The sequence below is a fragment of the Paenibacillus aceti genome (assembly GCF_003614185.1).
Taxonomy (GTDB): Bacteria; Bacillota; Bacilli; order Paenibacillales; family Paenibacillaceae; genus Fontibacillus; species Fontibacillus aceti.
In genome coordinates, this window is record NZ_KZ987724.1 from 477,656 (window position 1) to 500,736 (window position 23,081).

Below are 23,081 nucleotides of genomic sequence, written 5' to 3' on the forward strand. Positions count from 1 at the left end.
CCTGTAAAATAGGCGAGGGGTTCTATTTATTTGTACTCCCCTGATATAATAAAATCAGAAATGTTCAAATATGTTATTTAAAGGGGTCTCATGGATGTATCCACCAAGGTCAGAAAAAAATAAAAAAAGAAAGCAGGAGCAGGAACGCCGCTTGAGCCGCTTCTGGCTGGCATTGAATGGGCTGCTTATCTTCATTATCATCGTGCTCGGAACTTATTTCTATCTTGATTATCGTACGACGCAGGGGAATTTCAACAAAGAGCAGGAGGAGCAGCGAACGCCGGGTCTCTATGAGATGCCGGAGGTCTCTCGGGCCGAGGATCAACCGTCCGATGCCCCGGGGGACGTCCTGGATGAGCAGGAGCCTGATATGAATGGAGACGGGCAGGGAGGCGATCCGGACGATGAGGTGCAAGACGCGGCGAAGCCGGAATCCGAAGCTGAAGCCGAGGACGGGGATGGGGCGATCGTTGACCTCACCCCGGCTGAGGATAGCGTGGATGATGGGGAGCAGGTATGGATTCATTTTGGCGGGGACACGATTTTCTCGGGAAATGTGGCTAAAGTGCTGGAGAAGCAGGGCTATGATTATCCCTATCAGTATGTGAAGGATCTGTTCCAAGCCGATGATCTGACGGTTCTTAACCTGGAGACACCGGTCACGGATGGCGGCACAGCTGCGGAGAATAAGACATTCGTATTCAAATCCCCGCCGCAGGCTCTCGATGCGATGGCCGAGGCAGGGGTAGAGGCGGTCAACCTGGCGAACAATCATACCCTTGATCAAGGGGTCGAGGGACTGCTCGATACGATAGAGCATCTGAAGAAGAGCAAGATTCAATATGTCGGTGCGGGCAGCAATCAGGAGGAAGCCTATGCCCCTGTATATTTCGAGCGCAAGGGAATGAAGATCGCGCTGCTCGGCTTCAGCCGGGTGATCCCGCATTCTGACTGGGCCGCTGGCAAGAATAAGGCCGGTGTAGCCGCCGCCTATGATTCTACCTTGGCGGAAAAGGCGATTCGGGAAGCCCGTAAGAAAGCGGACTTGGTGCTGGTCGTTGCCCATTGGGGCAAGGAACGGGTTACGAAGCTGGAGCAGCATCAGACGACTCTCGCTCACACTTTCATCGATGCCGGCGCCGATCTGGTCATCGGCGGACATCCCCATGTGATGCAAGGAATCGAGCAATATAAGGGCAAGTGGGTCGTGTATAGCACCGGGAACTTTATCTTCACCAAATCAAATGATCCGAAGACATGGGAGACGGCGGTCTTCTCTGCCAAGTGCAGCAAGAGCCGGGATTGCCGATTGAAGCTGACACCTTACTTGACGGAGATCGGGCAGCCAGTGCCGATGGAGGAGAAGGATGGATCGAAGCTGTTGCAAGAAGTGGAGGCTATGTCTCCAGGAATCAAGATCAATGCCTCTGGCGAGGTGAGCACGAAATCCTGATTAATACGGACTACATACACAATCATCGCCGATTCGTTATGAATCGGCGTTTTTTTATGACCCTATACTGGGGAGAATGGAGCTTATGACATGAGTGGAAGCGGGGATAGAAACTTGCAAAAAGAGGCGTATCTATGTCACAATCGACGTAGGTACGCTGAATTCCGTGCTGGACATTTGTGCGAATTTGACAACGGGTACGAAAAGGGGCTCACGACCATTTTCTCAGGGTACAGGCCACGAGGTGCCCGTTGTTTTTGGTTTATTCTGCTTATAGCATACATATCTTATCTTGTTGATTAAAGGGGAATCATCCAGTGAACAGAATGGTATCTAACGTATATTGTGTGGGCCGTAATTATCGCCTGCATGCCGAAGAGCTTGGCAATGCAGTGCCGACTGAGCCGATGATCTTCATGAAGCCGTCGCATGCAGTTGTACCACTAATTGGTGCGCAGCTTGATTTGCCTCAGGAGCGTGGCGAGGTTCACTATGAGACCGAGCTTGTCCTGCGGATCGCCCGTGATTATAAGCCGGGTATGACGGTCGATGAACTCGTCGATGTCATGGCGTTCGGGATCGACTTCACGCTACGCGATGTTCAGAGTCGCTTGAAGGCTGCCGGGCATCCCTGGACAGCGGCGAAGGCCTTCCGTAGCTCGGCTCCCATCACTCCTTATATCGCGTTTCCTGGAGCAGAGGAAGTGGCGGAGCAGGATTTCGTACTGCGCAAGAATGGCGAGATCGTTCAGTGTGGGAATACCGCGAATATGATCTTCCCATTGCAGCAGATAATTGACTTTATAGCGGAACGCTATGGTCTGGGTGAAGGGGATCATATCTTCACGGGAACCCCGGAAGGGGTTGGCCCTGTGTTCAAGGGAGATCAGTTGGAAATCTCCTATGGTTCCACTGTGCTAGGAAGCTGTGAGATTGTCAGCGGCCCGGCACCTCTGGAGCAGCCGATATGATAGACTGGATCATCGGAGCGTTATGTGCTCTCGTTATCGCTGGGGCGGCTTACTGGAAGCAGTCTTTATCCTTATCGGGCGCGGTGGCGGCTGTTGCAATGGGCACGGTTTATTATGGAGCGGGCAATCTGTTCTGGTTCGGGACGCTGATCCTGTTCTTCGTCACCTCTTCGGTATTCTCCAAGCTGCGGGGCGACCGTAAGGCCGAGCTGGAGAAATCCTATGCGAAGAGCGGCAGGCGTGACGCTGGTCAAGTACTGGCGAATGGCGGGCTCGGAATGCTAGCCTGCATTCTGAATGTCATCTGGCCGAGTCCGGCCTGGGGCTGGTTCTTCATCGGCTCCATGGCGGCGGTCACCGCGGATACCTGGGCTACGGAATGGGGCGGCCTCAGCAAGACACCTCCTCGCTCAGTATTGAGCTGGAGGACCGTTCCGCCGGGAACGTCTGGGGGCGTCTCAGCGCTGGGCAGTATGGCTGCATTGATCGGCGCAGGCATTATCGGAGGAGCCGCCTGGTTGCTGCTGAGTTGGACTGGAGAGACGCAGGCAGGGACACAGGACTTGATCCCGATTACACTATGGAAATGGGTAGTTATCGGCGGCGTGTCGGGTTTTTCCGGTGCTATGGCCGATTCGGTATTGGGAGCGACGGTGCAGAAGATGTATCGCTGCTCGGTATGCGGCAAGGTGGTTGAGGTGGAAGCACACTGCGGGCAGACGACAGTGTCTGATCGCGGCTGGAGCTGGATGAGTAATGACGCGGTAAATTTAATAAGCTCTGCGGCTGCTGGCTTGATGGCCTGGGGGCTGGGAGTTATTTTGGCATAGCAGGAGCACTGCATTACTAGAACAGAAAAGTAGGGACATGACGATGAATATAATGACGGTTGAGCATTTAACGAAGACCTATGGCGAGAAGATTCTGTTTCAGGACGCTTCATTCGGGATGGATGAGCATGATAAAATCGGCGTGATCGGGGTAAACGGGACCGGTAAATCGACATTTCTACGGGTTATTGCCGGCCATGATCAGGCAGATGAGGGGAAGGTATCTGTAAACCGAGATGTCCGTATTTCTTTTTTGCCGCAGAATCCGGAATTTGATGCTGAACTGACCGTTCTGCGCGGGGTGTTCCAGGTAGAGGACCCGCAGCTGAAGGTAGTATCCGAATATATGGAGACGATGGAGCTGCTGGAAATGCTGCCGGGCGATCCTTCATTAACGGATAAAATACTGCGGCTGACCCAGGAAATGGATCAGCTCCAGGCCTGGGATTTGGAGAATGAAGCGAAGACGGTTCTGTCCAAGCTCGGGATCACGGATTTCAGTCAGAAGATAGGCAGCTTATCCGGCGGCCAGCGGAAGCGGATAGCTCTCGCTTCTGCGCTAATTATTCCGTCGGAGCTGCTGATTATGGACGAGCCTACGAACCATCTCGATAATGACACGGTCGCTTGGCTTGAAGCCTTCCTGCAGAAGCGCCGCGGCGCCCTCCTGCTGATTACACATGATCGCTATTTCCTCGATCGCGTCTGCAATGTCATGCTGGAGCTGGATCACGGTCGTCTGTTCCGCTATGAAGCGAATTACAGCCGCTTCCTGGAGCTGAAGAGCGAGCGTGAGGAACGTGAGGCTGCCTCGGAACAGAAACGGCAGAATCTGCTACGCACGGAGCTAGCCTGGATTCGCCGTGGGGCCAAAGCGCGTTCTACGAAGCAGAAGGCCAGGATCGAGCGCTTTGAGCAGCTGCAAGCTCAGGAGACGGAGTATAAGAGCGACTCACTTGATATTTCGGTGGCTTCTACCCGGCTGGGCCGCAAGATTCTGGAGATCAACGAGCTCAGCAAATCCTTCGGGGAGCGCCAGCTGATTGCCGGCTTGAATTATACGGCCGTCCCCGGAGATCGCGTTGGAATTATCGGCCCGAACGGGAGCGGAAAATCGACGCTGCTGAATATGATTGCCGGACGGATTGAGCCTGACGGGGGCGAGATCGTCCTCGGCGCGACGGTCAAGCTGGGCTACTATACACAGGAGCATCAGGAGATGGACGGCAAGATGCGCGTCCTGGATTACATCAAGGAGGAAGCCGAGCTTGTAACTACGGCAGATGGCTCGCGTATTTCGGCCAGTCAAATGCTGGAGCGCTTCCTGTTCACAGGCGCCATGCAGTGGACCCCGATTGAGAAGCTGTCTGGCGGGGAGAGACGTCGCCTCTATCTGCTGCGTGTTCTGATGAGCGCCCCGAACGTGCTCTTGCTTGACGAACCGACCAATGATCTGGATATTCAGACCTTGACGGTACTAGAATCCTATCTGGATGAGTTCCCGGGCGCCGTATTCACGGTATCCCATGACCGTTACTTCCTCGATCGTAGCGTGGATAAGATTATGGCCTTCGAAGGTGACGGCCAGGTTGCTGTTCATGTCGGCGATTACAGCGACTATCAAGAGCGTGTACAACGCGGCGAATCTGGCGGAGCTGCGGCGGATATGGGAGCAGATCGCAGCGACGGTCGCAGTGGTGATCATCAGGGTGGCAAAGGTCACAGCGGTAAAGGCGATGGGAGCAATAACGGGATAGCTCAGGATAATGGAGCTAGCTCCGATAGTAGGGGAGCGCGAACGGAGCGGTTGAAGTTCAGTTACAATGAACAGCGTGAGTATGAGGCGATCGATGGAATGATCGAGGCGGCCGAGACGCGGCTCACCGCGATTGCCACCGAAATGGAGCAAGCGGCGAGTGATGCGGTCAGGCTGCAGGAGCTGATGCAGGAGCAGCAGACCGTAGAGGCTGAGCTGGAGCATTTGATTGAGCGCTGGACGTATTTGAACGAGCTTGCCGAGAAAATAGAGAATCAGCGTAATCAATAATGAGAGCAAACGGGAAAAACCTGCATTTCTGCAGGTTTTTTGCTGTTTGCTAGTTATTATTCCGTAACGTAAGCGGTGAGTAGTCTAGTTGTGTTGATGACGGCTTGCTTATGCGTGCGCTCCATAGCATGTGAAGCATGCACGCCCGGTCCGATCAGAGCGGCGCGGATGTCGTTGCCGGCGCGCAGGGCGGCGGAAGCGTCTGAGCCATAATGCGGATAAATATCGACCGCATGCGGAATTTCAAGCTGCTTGGCCAGCTCGATCAGCCGGCTGGTCATATCATAATCATAAGGGCCGCTGGAGTCCTTGGCGCAGATCGACACATCCGTCTCTTTGCAGCTGAGGTCATCGCCCATCGCGCCCATATCTACGGCGATCATCTCGTCGATGCCCTCCGGCAGCCCGGCAGCTCCATGACCGACCTCCTCATAATTAGAGATAAGGAATACGAGATCATGCTTCGGCGTCCAGCCCTCGCGCTTGCTCGATTCGATCAATCCGAACAGAGCGGCCACGCTGGCCTTGTCATCGAGGTGGCGGGATTTCACATATCCGCTTGGCGTAACTATAGCCCGGGCATCGAAGGAGATGAAGTCACCGACAGAGATGCCGAGCTTCAGAACATCCTCTTTATTCTCTACCCTTTCATCGATGCGAACTTCCATATTTGCTTCTTCCCGTTTATAGGTGCGGGCATCATCATAGACATGTACAGAAGGATGCAAAGAGAGAATCGTTCCGGTATATTTCTTGCCATCACGAGTGTGGATGACACAGTATTCATTCTCGATGCTGTTCATCAGGAAACCGCCGACGGAAGTCAGCTTCAACGTACCGTGCGCAGTGATGGAGCGAACCATCGCGCCAAGCGTGTCTATATGTCCACTGAGTGCAATGCGGCGGGAGGAATCGCTGCCCTTCAAGGTAAGCAGCGCACCACCCTTCGCATTTAGCGAGCAGGGCACGCCTAGCGATTCGGCTTCAGCGCGAACCAGCTCGATAGCTTCATGCGTATAGCCGGTTGGGCTGGGGGTATCGAGCAATTTTTTTAATAGATCTAGAATATAAGCTTCATTCGGTTGGATATTCATCATTATAATCCTCCATTGTTCATTCGATGCTACTGCCGGGAAACGTCGCTGTCAAAGCTACGTCTTCCGTTACCCATTAGTCGACGGCTGTTCTTCAGCAGGCTGCTCTTCCGGCTTCGTTTCCGGGAAAACATAACCCGTAGCTTCCTGAATATGTACAAGCTTGGCGTTCAAGGTTTTGACTTCCTTCTGCAGGCGGTAGCCGCGGAAAATACCGAAGGAGCCGACGATAATTCCGCCGAGCAGCGTACAGCCGAGAATGAGGAGAATCTTCGGTAGGCTGACCGTTCCGAACAGCAGGTTCACATCAACTGTATCGACATTGATTACCGCGAATACAGCAGTAATTAGCGCGAAGACCAGTGCCAGGATAAGAGACCATTGAATTTTCATATGAGGAAAACACCTCCTTCTTATTGACAGTATAAAATCCCTCTCCCACAAGGGGCAAGGGATTTTTTAATGGCACTATTTTTGGATTGGAGCCGGTCTATGTTATTTCGTCAGCTCTTCCATTTGCTTGATAACATCCTCGAACACGCTCATGGCCTCACGGATCGGCTGTGGAGACGACATATCGACCCCGGCTTTGCTCAGAATGTTAATGGAATAGTCGCTGCCTCCGCTCTTCAGGAAGCCGAGATAGCGATCGACCGCTGGCTTGCCTTCTTCAAGGATCTTCTTGGAGAAGCTGGTAGCGGCGGAGAAGCCGGTCGCATATTTGTACACATAGAAGCTGTTGTAGAAATGCGGAATCCGCGCCCATTCCATCTCAATATCCTGATCGACCTTCATCTCATCACCATGATACTTCAAATTAAGATCATAGTAGATCGACGACAGCTCTTGCGGAGTTAATGACTCTCCAGCTTCTGCGCGCTCATGAACGATCTTCTCGAACTCAGCGAACATCGTCTGCCGGAAGATCGTCGTGCGGAACTGATCAGCATAGTAGGTCAGCAGATAGAGTCTCTTCTTCGGATCCGTAGACTTCTTAAGCAAATAATCCATCAGCAGCGCTTCATTCGTCGTTGAAGCCACTTCGGCCAGGAAGATGGTGTACTGCGCATCCCGGTATTTCAGCGCTTCGTCTGAGAAATAGGAGTGCAGGGCGTGACCCATCTCATGCGCCAGCGTGAACATGCTGTTCAGGTTGTCCTTATGGTTGAGCAGCACGTAAGGATGTGTGCCATAAGCTCCCCAGCTGTATGCTCCGGTCCGTTTGCCTTCATTCTCATAGACATCGATCCAGCGGTTATCGAAGCCCTGCCGCAGCACGTTGAGATAATCCTCGCCAAGTGGTTCCAAGCCATCGAGCACGGTTTGCTTGGCCTCTTCATAAGTAATATCCCATTTATATTCCTCGACCAGCGGAGCGAACAGATCATACATATGCAGTTCGTCTACGCCGAGGAGCTTCTTCCGCAGCTTCATATAGCGATGCAGAAGCGGCAGGCTCTCGTGGATCGTATCGATCAGATTGGTGTATACCTCTTTGGGAATATTATCGCCATACAGGTACATTTCCAGCACAGAAGGGTATTTCCGGACACGGGAGTAGAACATATTCTTGTTCACATTGGCGCTAAAGGTAGCGGCAATTGTATTCTTTTGCTTGGAATATGTCTCATAGAGAGCCTTAAAAGCACGGCGGCGGACGTCCCGGTTCGGATTCTCCAGGAACTGAATATAGCTGCCATGGGTAAGCTCTACTTCCTTACCGTTCTCGTCCTCGATCTTCGGGAATTTCATGTCGGCATTATTGATCATACCGAAGATATTCTGCGGCGCTTGCGACAGATTGCCGACTTGGGCGAGCAGCGCCTCTTCAGTCTTGCTGAGGACATGTGCTTTCTCGCGTTTGATCTCCTGCAGGGTGAACTTATAGTCAGCCAGATCTGGATTATCGATCAGGGCATCCAGCTCCGTCTCAGGTAACGACAAAATTTCCGGCGTGATAAAAGACAACGCTTCGCTTACCTCAACACTTAGTTTTTTGGCTTTTTGAACAAGTGCCTGATATGTAGGGTTCGTTGTATCTTCATCATGGTGAAGATGGGCGTATACGTACAACCGTTCGAGCTTGTATGAGATATCATCTTCCAGTGCGAATACATCCTTAATCGGCTGCGGTCCGCTTAGCTTGCCTTCGAATTCAGCGGCCTTCTTCTTCAGTTCCTTTAATTCCTTGTAGGATTCATCCCAGGCCTGTTGGCTGGCGAACAGGTCCTTCAATTCCCATGTTTGGTCATGCTCGACCTCGGATCGTTTCGGTAATTTGCTCATTGGTATCCTCCTCTGTTTTGGATAAGATGAAATGGCTGATGCTGGTTGATGAAAGGCGGTCTCGGCGAATATTCCGGAGAGCAGCAGGCAGCTGGACAGCAGGAGAGGAAGTACGGAATGTTGATTCAAGTTGGTAATACCTCCCTTAAGATATAGGGACTAGTATATCCTGACTTGAGGTGTAATATTTGCCGGCAGCTGTACTCCGGAACCCCTGAGTCAACCCAGACTCAAAAAACTGTAAACAATTAAGGCAAAGGCTGCCACGATCATTACGATCGCAGTGATGGCAAGCCCGCGCTTCAGCTTGGGCGGGATGGAATTCTTGCTGAGAATCAGTACCAGCCCAAGACAGAAGGCGCAAATAATGAAGATAAGATAATTGGAGCTCTCCATGAACATACTCGCTTTCTACAATTTTAGAATCGCAGCTGCCAGTTGGAAAACCGCGATTGCATCCCGATTAATGTACTTACGTACTTACGAAACAAGGTCTAGACTAGACAAGCTTAAAGGCATTAATGATCTCATTCCATTCTTCTTCCCGACCGACGAAGTCTTCCTTCGGAAACCGGTCATTAGCCCATTTCATAAGAGCAGGGCGGCTTAGAAAAGTATGGGATTCTTCACCCCATTGGTCCGAGATTTCACGCAGTATGATATATTTGCCTTGAACCTCCACTGTCATCATATTCCATTTGTCATGCTTGTATATTTGGTGTTTTTTAATCATTACGACTCTCCGATCTGTACGTCATTTGTGCGAATTTTGTGTGATGAATTACTTCGAATTTTAATCAACTTGAATTGGAATATTTTTAAGAAAATGATAACGCACTGTCTGAAGGAAAGCAAATAAAATAGGCTTGTATAGACTGGTAATAAACATTTTTAAGTGAAATGACACATTGCATTGTTCAGGGGCATAGAGTATAATATGGTTATTCGTCAATGATGGCGATTATTTTTAGGAGGTTGTTCATTTGAAAGGTACAGTTAAATGGTTTAACGCAGAGAAAGGCTATGGCTTTATTCAAGTTGAAGGCGGCGAAGACGTATTCGTGCATTTCTCCGCAATCCAAGGCGACGGATTCAAAACTTTGGACGAAGGCCAAGCCGTTGAGTTCGAAATCACTGAGGGTAACCGTGGACCTCAAGCTGCTAACGTAATCAAATTATAAGAACTATTCCGATTAACGGATTACTTATAAAGTTTGGTTCCAAGCGCGACATTCAAAGACACAGCTCTAACTAGGGCTGTGTTTTTTTGCATTTCGGGCAGGGAAGCCAGCATTGGCGATCTCGGCGATCGGCTTGGTGTTATGAAAGAGTCCTTGCTGCCTTACCGCCGACCTCTAACGAAACTCCAGAACGCTATTTTCCCGAAATCAGCGGTAAAATAATTTTAACGAAACCTCGTATCGTATTCTGGGGAAATACACCTTTTAGATCCCTAATTTGCTCAAAAAGCGCTACCCAGTTTCGTTAAGATGGAGAACGGTGCTTTTTGGCCCCAATAGCGCTGTCCAGTTTCGTTAGCGGTTGGACGATACATAAATAAAATTGACGACAATCAGTTGTCACCAATAGTCTGATATATTGAAGATGGAACGGGGGACAGGATCAGCGATGAAACGGATGGATCGAATGATGGCGATCGTATTGGCGCTCCAGCATCAGACGGAAACAGCGCAATCGCTGGCCGATAAGCTGGAGGTATCGAAGCGAACGATTCTGCGCGATGTACAGGCCCTGTCTGAGATCGGCGTTCCGATCTATGCGACGAGCGGTCCGGGCGGCGGATACCGCTTGATGGAGGGCTACAGATTGCCCCCGCTGCAGCTGGATGCGGAGGAAGCACTGGTGCTGCTGCTTGCGCTGGACGGGATGACGAAGTACAGCGACAGCCCCTTTCAACAAGCCAGATGGACCGTAAGGGACAAGATCCGCTCCGTGCTCCCGGAGCAAACCTTAGGTCGGATTGCTCCTTTACTGGGACATGTAGAGATGGAGGTGCCGGATCGTCGTTATAAAACTCCATTTTTAAGCGACCTGATGAACTACGCGGCGAGCGGAGAATGGCTCTTAACGCTATACCGTTCCCAGAACCATAGCCGACATCTGACTATCCGTCCTCAACGTGTATATGCCGCCCATGGTTTCTGGTACTGCGAAGCATACTCGGTTCAGCATGGAGAGGTACGGACATTCAGGGTTGATCGCTTCGCTGAAATGGAGGTGTCCGTCGTCCCGCAATCCGAAGAAGGCAACGGTGAGCTGCGCTTCATGAGCCCTTCCAAGGCGACCGAGCATGAGCAGACCGTACATATCTATGCGAAGCTCACCTATCGCGGGGCGCTGCTGGCGGAACAAGATCCTCATATGGGTCATTTGGTCAGACAGACGGGAGATGAGAAGTGGGAGGTCGCCTTCGATTGTCCGGGATCGGAATGGAATTGGGCGGTGGATTTTTTCTACTATATCGGGCTTGATGCTGAAGTGCTGGAGCCTGTCCGACTTCAAGAAGAGATCCGTCAGAAGGCGGGGCAGTTGGTGCAGAAGTATTCGAGGCATGACTGACAGAAACCGGAGTAAATGAGGAGGCTCGTAGAATGAAGACGGAAGGAAAAAAGGTATTGGAGCGCAGCAAGGATTTCATCTATAGGAACGCAAGATTGCTGGACCGGATGCGATTCGCCTACCATTTCGAGAACGGTACTAAGGCGGATGTACTCCGAGCGCTCCAGGCTTATCAGAATGAGGATGGTGGCTTTGGAAACGCGCTGGAGCCGGACATGCGCTGTCCGCACAGTCAGCCGGTAACTACGGAGTCAGCTCTGTTAATCATCCAGGAGGTGAGCGGCTTTGACCATGTCATGCTCGAGGGCATACTCTCTTATCTGCAGGGGATCAGCCTCCCTGGGGGCGGGCTGCCACGGGCTACTACAGCTGTGAACGACTATCCTCATGCGCCTTGGTGGACCACGGAGCAGGATCATATGCCTTCCTTAAATCCTACGGGAAGTATAGTCGGCATACTGCGGAAACAGCAGGAGCGCACTGAGTTCCAAGCTGAGCACTGGTTCCAGGAGCATATAGGCTTTGTATGGCGCTGTCTGGAGGAATCGGCTACAGGTCCTGGAGATTACCATGATGCGATGCAGTGGATCTCCTTCCTGGAATCGGCTTCTGGTGAGCCGGAACGGACGGCTCATTATAAGAGGGTTCTTGATAAATGGCTGACGGGACCAAACGGCATTGAGATGAACATTCATGCTGAAGGCTATGTCCACAAAATCCTTGACTATGCTAGAACGCCAGATAGTTATGCTTCCCGGCTCCTTCAGCCGGATGATGTCGAGCGGCATCTCGATGGGTTGGTAAACAGTCAGCAGGAGGATGGGAGCTGGAACATAACGTTCCCGGCAGTCAGTCCGGCTGGCGAGCAGGAATGGCGCGGCTCATTTACGGTCGACCACCTAATTACGCTGAAGGCGTATGGACGTCTCGACTAGGCTTCACTTCATATACAAAGATAAAGGCCGCCCATACAGGGTGGCCTTTAATGATATGTACGCCTGTCAGGGGCGTCATCCTTAAACTACGCGGGCGTTCAGCTCAGTGTCATGAACGAGCCCTTGCTGCCCTTCCGCCGACCTCTAACGAAACTCCAGAACGTTATTTCCCCGAAATCAGCGGTAAAAAAATTTTAACGAATCCTCATATCGTTATTCTCGGGAAATCCTCTTTTTAGACCCCAATTGGCTCAAATAGCGCTACCCAGTTTCGTTAGAAGGAAGCTTCTTCAAACGTTCTTCGAAGAGCCAGTGGATTTCCCTGCCCTCAAGCCGGGGCCGCGGTGCAGATAACGGCTGGCGAAACCGAGACAAGCGGCGAGCGCGAATCCCATCGCAATGAGATAGAATTGTCTGCGGCCGAGCTCCTGGAACACCATGCCGCCGAATGTGCCGCTCAGCAGACCCGAAGCGCTGGACCAGACGATGGTGAACAAGGCCATACCTGTCGCCCGGAATTCATCTGGAATCAGTCTCGTCAGCATTCGGATCGAAGTGACGTAGAAGATCCCGAAGGACAGACTGTGCAGCAGCTGAATACCGACGATCGCATAGGCGGAGTCCGTTAGACCGACAAGCAGGAAGCGGGTTGCAAAGACAAGACTAGCAAAAATAAGCAGCGGCAGCTCTTTGAATCTCTCCCCATAGAGACTAAGGAACAGGAAGATTGGAATTTCCGAGCAGGAAGAGGCCAGTTGCGCCCAGCCGATGATATTCTCCCCGGCACCGAGATCCTTCAATGTAATGGTCAGGAAGGCATCGTTCATCCGCACGGAAAGAGCGAGACAGAAGACACAGCCGAAGAACCACAGCAGCTCCTTCTGACGCAGGATCGACCAGATGCCGGACATATTCATTTTGGCGACCGGAGTGCTCTGATCTTTGATGAACAAGGTAATGATCAGGGCGATAGCAGCGATGGTCATCGTGACCCACATCGTCCGATGCGAACCGATCAAAGATAACACATAACCGATGACAAGCGCGAAGAAGGCGTAGCCGATCGAACCGAAAATACGTATCGTTATAAAGCTCTTACCATGCTCCCTGGCGGCGTTAATCGCCATCGTATCGGATAGGGGCAAGACGGGATAATAGAAAAAGTAAAACACGGTAATAATCAGCATAATCACGGAAAATGAGGTTGAAATCGAGAGTATATAGGACATAATAATCTGTCCGATTAGTAGAATGCACATGATCTTCTTGATCGTTCTATATCTATCACTAGCTATGCTCCATAGCAGATTAGCAAATAAGGAAATCATCGGCCCCAGTGCATACAGAATACCGATTTGACTACTGGTGAAGCCCAGCCCGGCATAGAACAGAGGGAAATAGGTGCTCACCAAGACAGTCGTTCCATAAATAGTGAAGGAGAAAGTGCGCAAGGATGTCAGATTAGACCGGGACAGGGAAGACGATTCCATAAATGGATGCAACCTCGTTTCGATGTAGTGGTCCGCTTGATGAAGCAAGCAGCCGTCTGCATTTACAGATAACGCTAGTATAGCATAATCGGCTGAAAAAGGAGGCGGATTTTGCCACTCGTAGCTAAGACCTTGAAGAGCAGCCTCTTCGGTGCTCGCGTACCCACTACATATGCTGTGTTCCTCATACCCTAGCCTCATCCCACCTTCTCGGTGCCGAAACCTCTCCTTTTTTAACTCGATTCCATATGTCTATTTTGATCCACCTTAAAATGGCGGACTGCGGGGATTGGTCAAATTTGATATTGAATTGAAAACGTTCTCTTTTTGAGCAAATTAAACACATTATCCCCTTGTCAAACAGGATTGTCAAAATGGATGAAGCCTGATGTGGCGAGGGTTCGGCGCACTCATAAACCACATATTTACGTTTAGTTGCTCGTGCCCTATCGTTAAACGTGTAAGCGCTAGCAATCCTGCAGGATTCGCAAATAGCACTAAAAAGAGAGCTTCGAAATCATCCATGAAATCATCAAGAAATCATACTGAAAGGGGTGATCCTATGCAAGACGCCAAAACAGCTGTTTCAGGTGAAGTAATGTTAAAGCCTAAGAAAAGCACCGGTAATAACCTTTGGAAAAGAATCAAACAGAACTGGGAATTGTACATCTTTATTGCGCCCGCCTTTTTCTACTTCCTTATTTTCGCTTATGGGCCGATGTACGGCATTCAAATCGCGTTTAAGAACTTTATCCCGACCAAAGGAATTACAGGAAGCCCCTGGGTTGGATTCGATCACTTTGAACGCTTTTTCCATTCGTATTACTTTTGGGACTTGCTCTGGAACACACTGAGTATCAGCTTGTATGAGTTAGCCGTAGGATTTCCAATTCCAATTATTTTGGCTCTTGCTTTCAATGAAGTCAGAAACGGATTTTTTAAGAAGCTGGCTCAGACGGTTACCTATGCACCTCACTTTATCTCTGTAGTCGTTATGGCCGGGATGATTATCGCCTTCTTGTCCCCGTCCACAGGGATCATCGTTCACTTTATTGAGGGATTAGGTTTTCAAGCGCCTAGTTTTCTGACAGATCCAAGATGGTTCAAAACAATTTACGTATTGTCGGGGGTATGGCAGAGCGCAGGCTGGGGAACGATTATCTACTTGGCAGCGCTTTCCGGGGTGGACCCTGGACTTCATGAAGCGGCCGTAATTGACGGGGCTTCGAGGTTCCAGCGCATCCTTAATATTAACATTCCAACGTTGCTGCCTACGATGACCATTTTACTTATTCTGAGCATAGGAAGCTTGCTGGGGGTAGGATTTGAGAAAATATTGCTGCTGCAAAATCCGCTTAACATGAAATCTTCGGACGTGATTTCCACCTTCGTGTACCGCTCCGGACTCGTGGATGCACAGTATAGCTTCTCAACAGCAATCGGCTTGTTCAACTCTATAATCAACTGCATCCTGCTGGTTACTGTCAACCAAATCGTACGCCGGACGAGCGAGAATAGTTTGTGGTAGGAAGGAGGGGCACGAATGGTATCAGGTATAAAAGAAACCAAGCGCGATAAATTGTTTTTGCTCTGCAACTACTTTTTTGTAATCCTAGCTTTTGTAATCGTTCTATATCCTTTGATCTATATGATCAGCGCATCGATCAGTAATCCGAAATACGTCGCTTCCGGCGAGATGTGGCTGTGGCCGAAGGGAATTACCTTTGATGGATACAGGCGGGTGTTTGAGAATTCGAGTATCTGGATCGGTTATGGGAACACCATTTTGTATACGGCGGTCGGAACGACGATCAATCTGTTGGTTACGCTGCCAGCGGCATATGCTTTGAGCCGTAAGGACTTTGTCGGACGGAATTTCTTCATGGGCATGTTCATGGTCACGATGTTCTTCGGCGGCGGCTTGGTGCCGAGTTACTTGCTGATCAAACAACTTGGCATGGTCAATACGATGTGGGCCTTGGTTATTCCATCAGCGGCATCGATCTGGAACATTATCGTCTCCCGTACCTTCTTCCAGAGTTCTATTCCGAAGGAGCTTCCGGAAGCGGCTCAGGTCGATGGATGTACCAATATGAGACTGTTCATAAAAGTAATTCTCCCACTGTCGATGCCGATTATCGCTGTTATGGCATTATTCTATGGGGTCGGTCATTGGAACAGTTATTTCTCGGCCATGATCTATTTGAATGACGCTGCGAAATATCCGCTTCAACTAGTGCTGCGGCAAATTCTGGTCCTTCAGGAAATGTCCGCGCAGGGCGGCGGGGCGATCGATGTATCTACAGCGGCTGCTATGAATAGTAAGGCGGAAATCGCCGCTCTGGTCAAATATGCAGTCATCATTGTAGCGACTTTACCAGTTATTGCTGTCTATCCGTTCTTACAGCGTTATTTCGTTCAGGGTGTTATGATTGGCTCGGTTAAGGGCTGATCTTTGCAAGCGAAAACATACTAAAGAAGGAGCAATGACATAATGAAAAAAATTTGCAAGGTATCATCCATTATTCTTTGTCTCACTTTATCTGCCGGCCTGTTAGCGGCTTGTGGATCATCCGGTAATGGGGACTCTGCGGCTAAAGTGGAAGGAATTAAGAAAGAAGGATTCCCGATCGTTGAAGAGCCGCTTACACTCACTATGATGTCTCAGGACGCAGGGGTTGCAGACTGGAATGATATGCCTGTGCTTCAGGAGATGGAGAAGCTGACCGGAATCAAATTTACTTATCAGCTTGCACCGATCGATAGCTTCGCCACGAAGAAGAACCTTGTATTCGCCAGCGGTGACCTGCCGGACGTATTCTACGGTGCTGATCTTAAGTCAGCGGATCAGGTAACCTATGGGACACAGGGCGTGCTTATCCCTCTGGAGGGTTATATCGATGATGGATATGCACCTAATATCAAGAAAATTTTTGACGAGCATCCAGAGATTCGCCAATCTTTTACGACTCCTGACGGACATATCTATGCACTTCCGAACGTGGACTTATCCGCAGTGTGGTACCGCAGTCCGATGTGGTATAACGGCAAGTTCTTGAAAGCCCTGAATATTACGGAGCTGCCGAAGACGACAGAGGAGCTGTATGACTATTTGAAACGGGTGAAGGAAGAGGACCCGAACGGCAATGGCAAGAAGGATGAAATTCCGCTGACTTCCGTGAAACTCGATGATTTGCGCATGTATTTCCTCGGCTTCTGGGGAATTTACAGTGAAGGTATTTATGCTGATAAGGACGGCAAGGTTCGCTATGCACCTCAGGAAGAAGGATACAAAGGGTATCTGACCTTCTTGAACAAGCTCTGGAACGAAGAACTGCTCGACCATGAGACCTTCTCCCAAACGCCTGAGCAGAAGAAGGCGAAGGGGCAGAACAACCAGATCGCCTTGTTCAACGACTACTATCCTTACTTTACGCTCGGCGGGGAGCCTAGCACAGAGCATCCGCTGATGACACCGGTGAAGAGTGAGATTGATGGTTCTCCGGTATACGGCAAGCATCCAGGACTTTCTGCTCAAGGAACCTTTGCGATTACGAGTAAGAACCCCGCTCCAGAAGCGACGATGCGCTGGATCGATTATCAATATGGCTATGAAGGAGCAACCTTGTTTGCTCAAGGACCTGAGGATCTGTTGTGGAAATACAAGAACAAAGACACGCATGAGAAAGAGTGGCTGCCGGTTCCAGGAGGCAAGGATCGTGAGGAATACCGCGGTACGGTCACGCCTAACTACGGCATTCTGACACCGGGTATGAACTCCGCTGAGCTGACAGTAGGTTTGAAGAGTGATTTTGATAGATGGATCGATGAGGAGAATCAAGAGAAGCTCGTACCGATCGGCAAGTCGCCATTCCCTAACGTATATTTGACGAATGATGAACAGAGCGAAGCCACAGCCTTGTTCTCTGACCTGAACACGTACGTACAGCAAATGGAAGCCAAATTCGTAACAGGTCAAGAGTCGTTGTCCAATTGGGATAAGTATGTAGACCAAGTGAAGAAAATGGGCGCGGACCGCATCGTTGAATTGTATCAAGCGGCATACGATCGTTAATACGGGACAGCAAGATTCGCAAAATTCAAATGAAGCCAACATTTCCCGGCCGTTTCCGACCGGATGTTGGCTTTCATTATTATTCACCGTCCAAATCGGTTTTCGTTCCGGGTACGGTGTGCTGTGAGAACATTTTGCGGTATTGTCCTGGCGTATAGCCCGTCTCTTTTTTGAACTTGCGGATGAAGTTCGGTGCATCGAGATAGCCGACCTTCTGGATGATCTCCTTGAGCGGATCATTGGTCGTCTTGAGCTGATATTTGACCTCTTCTTCTCTCTTATGCCACACATACTGGATGAAGTTAAGCCCGACCTTCTCTTTGAAGGTGCGGCTGGCATGGGAAGGCGAGATATCGAATTCGAACGCTACCGTCTCCAGACTAAGGGCATTGTCCATATAATGCTCATCAATATAAGCGACGATCTGATCAATGATAGACTGCTCTTCCTTGTGGGTATCCTGCTCAACCTGCTCGCAGATTTGCGAGGCCAGCTTAAGCAGATCGCTCTCCAGCTCATCCAAAGAGTTGCTATAGAGCAGATTAGGAGCTATCTCCTGCATCAGATGATGATGACTGCCTAGCTCGGAAGCGGTCTTCAAGATCGTATTCAGCAGATCGAAGCAGATACAGCGGATATATAATGCCGATAGCTCAGAGGGCTGCAAACCGACGAAGGCGTTATGAATCATCTGCGCCGCTACATCATAGCTGCCCTGCTTCAAGCTCTGTGATAGCTTAATCAGACTATTGGCCGGGATCCAGAATGTATGATCTGGCGAATCGGACAGCTTATCGAAGTAATTGACCGAGCCTTGTTCCGTGGATACACGTAGATCAAAGGCTGAACAGGCTTCAATATAAGATTGGTTCAGCTGGCTCAGGCTTGAATAGGCCGTACCGACCCCGATGGTAGGAACGATATCGAAGCTGTCTAGCAGATTGCTGCGCACGGCTTCGGTGATCAGCCGCTTATGGGCGAATTCATCGGATGAACCATTAAGATCGAAGTTGATAATCAGCCCGATTTGATCCATCCGTGACAATTCAACTCCATAACCATGGGCACCTAGCTCCGGAAATTCAATCTGGGTCAGCAATCCGATAATCTCCTGATGCTCCTGAATACCATTCTGCGTATCTTCATTCCAGCCGATAACCATCACGAAGTAATGAGAGCGGTTGAAGTCGAGATCGAAGGCCTCGCGAAGCTCAGGCGTAAGGTCCTGGGAGTTACCATATTTAAGCAGCATGGACAGAAAATGATGTCGTGCGAACGGTTCCTGCAGGTCGACCCGCGAGGAGTATTCCTGCAGCAGAGTGCGGATGCTCTCCAATTCATTACCGGCAGTGGTGCCGCTTAGATTCGAACCGGATTTGGAGGCGGCAAACTCCACCAGCATGGAAATCGGCTGATATTGCATTCTGGCCAGTACGAGCGCGATCGCTATACCGACAATGACAACGATGGAGAACAGAATGATCATGAAGCTGCGTATATGCAGGACACTGCTGAAGAACTGTGAGCTCGGCATGATCGTGACATAGGTCCAGCCATTGGACTGGGATTTGACGGCGACGATGGAGTGAGCCTCACCGTTAATAACGCGGTCCTCGATACCTGGCTTAAGATCAGCGAATAGCGATTTGGTTTCAACCGTGCTTAACGCTTCACCCTGACGGTTGTCCACCAGAATATGTCCCTCATTATCGAGGATATAGGTCTGTCCCTTGTAGCTCCCCAGGATCGAATCGACCAGGCTGGTCAGCTCGGATTCATTGATCAAATACATGATCGTGGCATGGGGGTTGGGACTGTTGGGTGTAATCGGAACCAAGTAAGCCAGCATCGATTTCTCCACTCCGGAGGGGTTGCTGACGATGTCTGACGGTCGTATCGCAGGGTATTTGGCTGAATTCAAATCATGAAAAAGGGCATTCTCATCCCATGTTTTAAAGCGAAGATTATTCGTGAACACATTGATATTATTCAGGCCCTTACTGGAGTAGATTTTATCGTCCTTGTGAAAGTACAGATAAATCTCGCCGATGATGGAGCTGGTGGCCCTGTATTGGTCGAGAGCCTGGATAGACTCGGAGCTGTAGATTGGATCGTGAACCTGATAGTACGTAAGTCTTCGGTCGTAAGAGATGCGGGTAGCGATTTCATTAAGCTCCTTCATCCGGCCGTCGATCACTACTTTGGCTTGCGTTAATTGGGCGAGGCGTGACTGTTCGATCTCTGTCTGCAGACTAGTGATAGCGTTTTTATAAATCAGCACGCTCATGAACACTAAAGGAATAATCAGAATGAATAGATAAGACCAGATATACTTCAGAAATAATTTGGACTTGAAGTAGTTCAGTTTCAAAATTCTGCCCCCTAGTAAGATGTCATTCTCTCTTTTATTTTTAATGATACCAACAAAACGGAGATTTAGACATAGATATAGACAAGATTTACAGGCGGAATGAAGGTGGACAAAATTTAATTTTCTGACAAGAATCTATCTTTTGGCAGGAGAGCCTATATATCGGAGGGAAGACATGAGTGAGAATAAATGGATAGATGACGAGCTGGAATCCGTGGTGGAACAAGGGGTGCATAATTACAGCAGTGAGGAGCATTGGGTCAAGCCGGAAGATCCGCTGCTGCTGGAGCGTCTGGAGTGGTTCAAGGATCAGAAGCTCGGACTGATGATGCACTGGGGCCCCTATTCCCAGCTTGGCCTTGTGGAATCTTGGGCGCTGAGTGATGTGGACGAGGAATGGTCACGGAATGAGATCGATTGGGATATCGATGCGGAAGAGCTGAAGCGGCAGTATTTTAATCTGAACAAGACGTTCAACCCGCTGCGCTTCCAACCGGATCTATGGGCGGACCTGGCCGCCAGCAACGGATTCAAATATCTGAACTTCACGACCAAGCATCATGACGGATTCTGTATGTGGGATACGAAGACGACGGATTATCGGATCACAGGCCCGGATTGCCCGTTCCATACGCATAAATATGCCGATATCACGAAGCAGCTGTTCGATGCCTTCCGCGCCAGAGGGCTGGGCATTTCCGCATACTTCTCCAAGGCGGACTGGCATACGCCTTATTACTGGGCGCCAGGGATGCGGCCGGGAACGACGACATCGCGGGGGCCGACCTATGATCCGAAGCAATATCCTTGGCTGTGGGAACAATTCGTTAAATTCACCCATGAGCAGATTATGGAGCTGATGACGAACTATGGCCGAATCGATGTGCTATGGCTGGATGCTGGTTGGGTCAATGACTATCGTGATCAGAACATCAGACTCGGTGAAGTGGTCGAGAGGGCCCGGGAAATCCAGCCTTGGCTGCTATCAGCAGACCGTACGGTCGGAGGTCCTTATGAGAATCTGATCACGCCGGAGCAGACGCTGCCGGATCGAGCGCTGCATGTGCCGTGGGAGAGCTGTATTACGATGGGCTCGGCATTCTCATTTCGCTATGAGGACAATTATAAATCGGTGCGCCAGCTGATCCATCTGCTGGTGGAGATCGTGGCCAAGGGCGGCAATCTGGCCTTGAACGTCGGCCCTCAACCGGACGGCCGGATTTCGAAGACAGCGATTTCCCGGATTCAAGGAATGGGAGAATGGTTGAAGGTGCATGGTGAAGCGATTTATGGAACGAGGATTTGCGAGCCTTACTCGGTCGGAAACATCCAGTTTACACAAAAGGATGACAAGGTCTACGCCTTCTATCTGTACAAGAGTGAGCAGGAGAATGTACCGCAGGAACTGATTCTTCCACTGCAGAGAGAGATCAGCCTCAGCCGGATCGACTTGATCGGCGGCAGTGACGCGCTGGAATACCGCCGGACGGAGCAGGGAATCGTGGTCCGGCTGCCAGAGGCGGAGACCGGGGGCAAGGCCCCGATCGCTCATGTATTTCGGATTCAATAATAGATGACGGAGCAACAGGTGATAGATCGACTCTATTTTAGCAAAATGGAAATGGAAGGGTGTTGAGCAGAATGCAGCAATGGTTTGAGGAAGCGAAGCTGGGTATTTTTATACACTATGGCATTTATGCAGTAGACGGAGTTTCGGAATCATGGTCCTTTTATAATGGCAGGATGTCCTATGAGCAGTACATGAAGCAATTGGATGGATTTACGGCGTCGCGATTCGATGCGGATGAGTGGGCCGACCTGATCGAGAAGTCCGGGGCCAAATATGCGGTGCTGACGACGAAGCATCATGATGGGGTGGCGCTCTGGGATACGAAGTACAGCGATTTGAATGTCGTGAAGAAGACCCCGGCCGGGCGTGATCTGATCAAGGAATATGCTGAAGCAATCACCAAAAGAGGCATCCGCCTGGGGATGTACTACTCGCTGATCGACTGGTCGCATCCGGACTATCCGAGCGTATATGAAGGCGGCAAGGTGCCGGAGGATCTGAGCAAGGTTAATCGCTTCTCAAGCCCGTTGGACGGGGTTCAGGATGAAGAGAAATGGCAGAGATTCCTGGAGTTTAACAATAATCAGCTGCGCGAAATTCTGACTAATTACGGCAAGGTGGATCTGCTCTGGTTCGATGGGGATTGGGAGCGGAGCGCGGAGCAATGGAATCTGCCGGAGTTCAAGCATTATCTGCAGTCTTTTAACCCCGATCTGATCATTAATTCACGGCTTCAAGGCCATGGTGACTATAAAACACCGGAGCAAGGGCTGCCGATTACGAGACCGGAAGGTCCGTGGGAGTTCTGTACGACGATCAATAGCTCTTGGGGTTATGTGCCGAGGGATAATCATTATAAATCACTGAATCAGATTATCCGTATGTTCTGTGATTGCATCTCTATGGGCGGGAATATGCTGCTGGACATCGGCCCTAGAGAGGATGGAACGATCGACCAGAGACAGGTCGATATTCTGCTTGGGCTCGGCGATTGGATTCACACCCATGAAGAAGCGGTATATGGGACGCAGGAAGGGATTATGACCAGGTACTATCTTGGGGGAAGCACGCTGTCCAAGGACAAGAAGACGCTGTATCTCTTCGTATATGATACTCCGAAGGAGAGTATATGTCTCAAGGGGCTCTGCAATCCGATCAAGAAAATTACGGTGCTGCATTCAGGCAAAGAGCTGACCTATGACATTCACGGCGGCGTTCCTTGGTTCAATATCCCGGGTACGACCTGGATCCATCTGACGCCTGAAGATACGCATGAGCAGGTCACGGTGCTTAAGCTGGAATTTGACGAGGAAGTGGAGATGTACGGGGGCTCCGGGGCCGTTGTTACCCATAATTGATCGTCAGTGGTCTGTGGCATA

At 50.3% G+C, this 23,081-nt stretch carries 19 protein-coding genes; 12 read left to right on the forward strand and 7 right to left on the reverse strand.

The genetic code is table 11. From position 1 onward, the window contains the following. Nucleotides 1-94 precede the first annotated feature (94 nt). The 4 genes from BFJ94_RS02195 to BFJ94_RS02210 all read left to right on the forward strand — a co-directional run bounded on the left by BFJ94_RS02195 (nucleotide 95) and on the right by BFJ94_RS02210 (nucleotide 5,301). Nucleotides 95-1,453: a CapA family protein gene (locus BFJ94_RS02195; RefSeq protein ID WP_120460796.1), complete on the forward strand. Its 1,359-nt coding sequence runs from the start codon at nucleotides 95-97 to the stop codon at nucleotides 1,451-1,453. 326 nt (nucleotides 1,454-1,779) lie between these two features. Continuing rightward, a complete protein-coding gene (locus BFJ94_RS02200; RefSeq protein ID WP_438803676.1) occupies nucleotides 1,780-2,424 on the forward strand; it encodes a fumarylacetoacetate hydrolase family protein in 645 nt (214 codons plus the stop codon). Further along, entirely contained in the window at nucleotides 2,424-3,254 is an 831-nt protein-coding gene (locus BFJ94_RS02205; protein WP_120465051.1) for a DUF92 domain-containing protein, read from the forward strand. The genes BFJ94_RS02200 and BFJ94_RS02205 overlap by 1 nt, the downstream gene beginning before the upstream one ends. 43 nt (nucleotides 3,255-3,297) lie before the next feature. Continuing rightward, nucleotides 3,298-5,301 (forward strand): ABC-F family ATP-binding cassette domain-containing protein, encoded by a 2,004-nt coding sequence (locus BFJ94_RS02210; protein ID WP_120465052.1) that lies wholly within the window; start codon nucleotides 3,298-3,300, stop codon nucleotides 5,299-5,301. A 56-nt stretch (nucleotides 5,302-5,357) separates the two neighbouring features. Here the strand turns inward: BFJ94_RS02210 and BFJ94_RS02215 are convergent, their stop codons facing one another. The 5 genes from BFJ94_RS02215 to BFJ94_RS02235 all read right to left on the reverse strand — a co-directional run bounded on the left by BFJ94_RS02215 (nucleotide 5,358) and on the right by BFJ94_RS02235 (nucleotide 9,414). Then, entirely contained in the window at nucleotides 5,358-6,395 is a 1,038-nt protein-coding gene (locus BFJ94_RS02215) for a M42 family metallopeptidase (RefSeq protein WP_120465053.1), read from the reverse strand. 69 nt (nucleotides 6,396-6,464) lie between these two features. Next, on the reverse strand, nucleotides 6,465-6,788 hold the full coding sequence (locus tag BFJ94_RS02220) for a LapA family protein (protein WP_120460800.1): 324 nt from the start codon (nucleotides 6,786-6,788) through the stop codon (nucleotides 6,465-6,467). A gap of 102 nt (nucleotides 6,789-6,890) precedes the next feature. Next, entirely contained in the window at nucleotides 6,891-8,681 is a 1,791-nt protein-coding gene (pepF, locus tag BFJ94_RS02225) for an oligoendopeptidase F (protein WP_120460802.1), read from the reverse strand. A 219-nt stretch (nucleotides 8,682-8,900) separates the two neighbouring features. Beyond that, complete coding sequence (locus BFJ94_RS02230; RefSeq protein ID WP_162944125.1) at nucleotides 8,901-9,077, reverse strand: hypothetical protein; 177 nt, start codon at nucleotides 9,075-9,077, stop codon at nucleotides 8,901-8,903. Between the two features lie 103 nt (nucleotides 9,078-9,180). Continuing rightward, nucleotides 9,181-9,414 (reverse strand): hypothetical protein, encoded by a 234-nt coding sequence (locus tag BFJ94_RS02235; protein WP_120460807.1) that lies wholly within the window; start codon nucleotides 9,412-9,414, stop codon nucleotides 9,181-9,183. A 250-nt stretch (nucleotides 9,415-9,664) separates the two neighbouring features. On the opposite strand from BFJ94_RS02235, the gene BFJ94_RS02240 reads away from it, so the two are divergent. The 3 genes from BFJ94_RS02240 to BFJ94_RS02250 all read left to right on the forward strand — a co-directional run bounded on the left by BFJ94_RS02240 (nucleotide 9,665) and on the right by BFJ94_RS02250 (nucleotide 12,196). After that, nucleotides 9,665-9,862 (forward strand): cold shock domain-containing protein, encoded by a 198-nt coding sequence (locus tag BFJ94_RS02240; RefSeq protein ID WP_068780385.1) that lies wholly within the window; start codon nucleotides 9,665-9,667, stop codon nucleotides 9,860-9,862. Nucleotides 9,863-10,310: 448 nt separating this feature from the next. Continuing rightward, the gene (locus BFJ94_RS02245) at nucleotides 10,311-11,261 is read left to right on the forward strand and encodes a helix-turn-helix transcriptional regulator (protein ID WP_120460809.1); all 951 of its coding nucleotides are present in this window, start codon (nucleotides 10,311-10,313) and stop codon (nucleotides 11,259-11,261) included. A gap of 32 nt (nucleotides 11,262-11,293) precedes the next feature. Beyond that, nucleotides 11,294-12,196, forward strand: coding sequence for a hypothetical protein (locus BFJ94_RS02250; RefSeq protein ID WP_120460811.1), 903 nt, complete (start codon nucleotides 11,294-11,296; stop codon nucleotides 12,194-12,196). Nucleotides 12,197-12,486: 290 nt separating this feature from the next. On the opposite strand, the gene BFJ94_RS02255 is transcribed toward BFJ94_RS02250, so the two are convergent. Then, complete coding sequence (locus BFJ94_RS02255) at nucleotides 12,487-13,686, reverse strand: MFS transporter (protein ID WP_120460813.1); 1,200 nt, start codon at nucleotides 13,684-13,686, stop codon at nucleotides 12,487-12,489. Between the two features lie 598 nt (nucleotides 13,687-14,284). Between BFJ94_RS02255 and BFJ94_RS02260 the strand changes: the two genes are divergently transcribed. The 3 genes from BFJ94_RS02260 to BFJ94_RS02270 are packed head-to-tail and all read left to right on the forward strand — an operon-like array spanning nucleotide 14,285 to nucleotide 17,761. Continuing rightward, complete coding sequence (locus tag BFJ94_RS02260) at nucleotides 14,285-15,214, forward strand: ABC transporter permease (RefSeq protein WP_438803675.1); 930 nt, start codon at nucleotides 14,285-14,287, stop codon at nucleotides 15,212-15,214. A 15-nt stretch (nucleotides 15,215-15,229) separates the two neighbouring features. Beyond that, nucleotides 15,230-16,138, forward strand: coding sequence for a carbohydrate ABC transporter permease (locus tag BFJ94_RS02265; RefSeq protein WP_120460817.1), 909 nt, complete (start codon nucleotides 15,230-15,232; stop codon nucleotides 16,136-16,138). A gap of 42 nt (nucleotides 16,139-16,180) precedes the next feature. Next, nucleotides 16,181-17,761 (forward strand): extracellular solute-binding protein, encoded by a 1,581-nt coding sequence (locus BFJ94_RS02270; RefSeq protein WP_120460819.1) that lies wholly within the window; start codon nucleotides 16,181-16,183, stop codon nucleotides 17,759-17,761. A gap of 79 nt (nucleotides 17,762-17,840) precedes the next feature. On the opposite strand, the gene BFJ94_RS02275 is transcribed toward BFJ94_RS02270, so the two are convergent. Further along, nucleotides 17,841-20,132, reverse strand: coding sequence for a helix-turn-helix domain-containing protein (locus BFJ94_RS02275; RefSeq protein ID WP_120460821.1), 2,292 nt, complete (start codon nucleotides 20,130-20,132; stop codon nucleotides 17,841-17,843). Nucleotides 20,133-20,307: 175 nt separating this feature from the next. Between BFJ94_RS02275 and BFJ94_RS02280 the strand changes: the two genes are divergently transcribed. Both BFJ94_RS02280 and BFJ94_RS02285 read left to right on the forward strand, forming a co-directional pair. Next, nucleotides 20,308-21,702, forward strand: a complete 1,395-nt coding sequence (locus BFJ94_RS02280; protein ID WP_120460823.1) for an alpha-L-fucosidase — start codon at nucleotides 20,308-20,310, stop codon at nucleotides 21,700-21,702. A 71-nt stretch (nucleotides 21,703-21,773) separates the two neighbouring features. Then, nucleotides 21,774-23,060, forward strand: a complete 1,287-nt coding sequence (locus BFJ94_RS02285; protein WP_120460824.1) for an alpha-L-fucosidase — start codon at nucleotides 21,774-21,776, stop codon at nucleotides 23,058-23,060. Nucleotides 23,061-23,081: the final 21 nt, after the last annotated feature.

Excerpts from the sequence above, each read along its gene's own strand:
- BFJ94_RS02195 (WP_120460796.1), top strand. The coding sequence starts at position 95 with ATGTATCCACCAAGGTCAGAAAAAAATAAAAAAAGAAAGCAGGAGCAG.
- BFJ94_RS02200 (WP_438803676.1), top strand. The coding sequence starts at position 1,780 with ATGGTATCTAACGTATATTGTGTGGGCCGTAATTATCGCCTGCATGCC.
- BFJ94_RS02210 (WP_120465052.1), top strand. The coding sequence starts at position 3,298 with ATGAATATAATGACGGTTGAGCATTTAACGAAGACCTATGGCGAGAAG.
- BFJ94_RS02215 (WP_120465053.1), bottom strand. The coding sequence starts at position 6,395 with ATGAATATCCAACCGAATGAAGCTTATATTCTAGATCTATTAAAAAAA.
- BFJ94_RS02220 (WP_120460800.1), bottom strand. The coding sequence starts at position 6,788 with ATGAAAATTCAATGGTCTCTTATCCTGGCACTGGTCTTCGCGCTAATT.
- pepF (WP_120460802.1), bottom strand. The coding sequence starts at position 8,681 with ATGAGCAAATTACCGAAACGATCCGAGGTCGAGCATGACCAAACATGG.
- BFJ94_RS02230 (WP_162944125.1), bottom strand. The coding sequence starts at position 9,077 with ATGGAGAGCTCCAATTATCTTATCTTCATTATTTGCGCCTTCTGTCTT.
- BFJ94_RS02235 (WP_120460807.1), bottom strand. The coding sequence starts at position 9,414 with ATGATTAAAAAACACCAAATATACAAGCATGACAAATGGAATATGATG.
- BFJ94_RS02245 (WP_120460809.1), top strand. The coding sequence starts at position 10,311 with ATGAAACGGATGGATCGAATGATGGCGATCGTATTGGCGCTCCAGCAT.
- BFJ94_RS02250 (WP_120460811.1), top strand. The coding sequence starts at position 11,294 with ATGAAGACGGAAGGAAAAAAGGTATTGGAGCGCAGCAAGGATTTCATC.
- BFJ94_RS02255 (WP_120460813.1), bottom strand. The coding sequence starts at position 13,686 with ATGGAATCGTCTTCCCTGTCCCGGTCTAATCTGACATCCTTGCGCACT.
- BFJ94_RS02260 (WP_438803675.1), top strand. The coding sequence starts at position 14,285 with ATGTTAAAGCCTAAGAAAAGCACCGGTAATAACCTTTGGAAAAGAATC.
- BFJ94_RS02265 (WP_120460817.1), top strand. The coding sequence starts at position 15,230 with ATGGTATCAGGTATAAAAGAAACCAAGCGCGATAAATTGTTTTTGCTC.
- BFJ94_RS02270 (WP_120460819.1), top strand. The coding sequence starts at position 16,181 with ATGAAAAAAATTTGCAAGGTATCATCCATTATTCTTTGTCTCACTTTA.
- BFJ94_RS02280 (WP_120460823.1), top strand. The coding sequence starts at position 20,308 with ATGAGTGAGAATAAATGGATAGATGACGAGCTGGAATCCGTGGTGGAA.
- BFJ94_RS02285 (WP_120460824.1), top strand. The coding sequence starts at position 21,774 with ATGCAGCAATGGTTTGAGGAAGCGAAGCTGGGTATTTTTATACACTAT.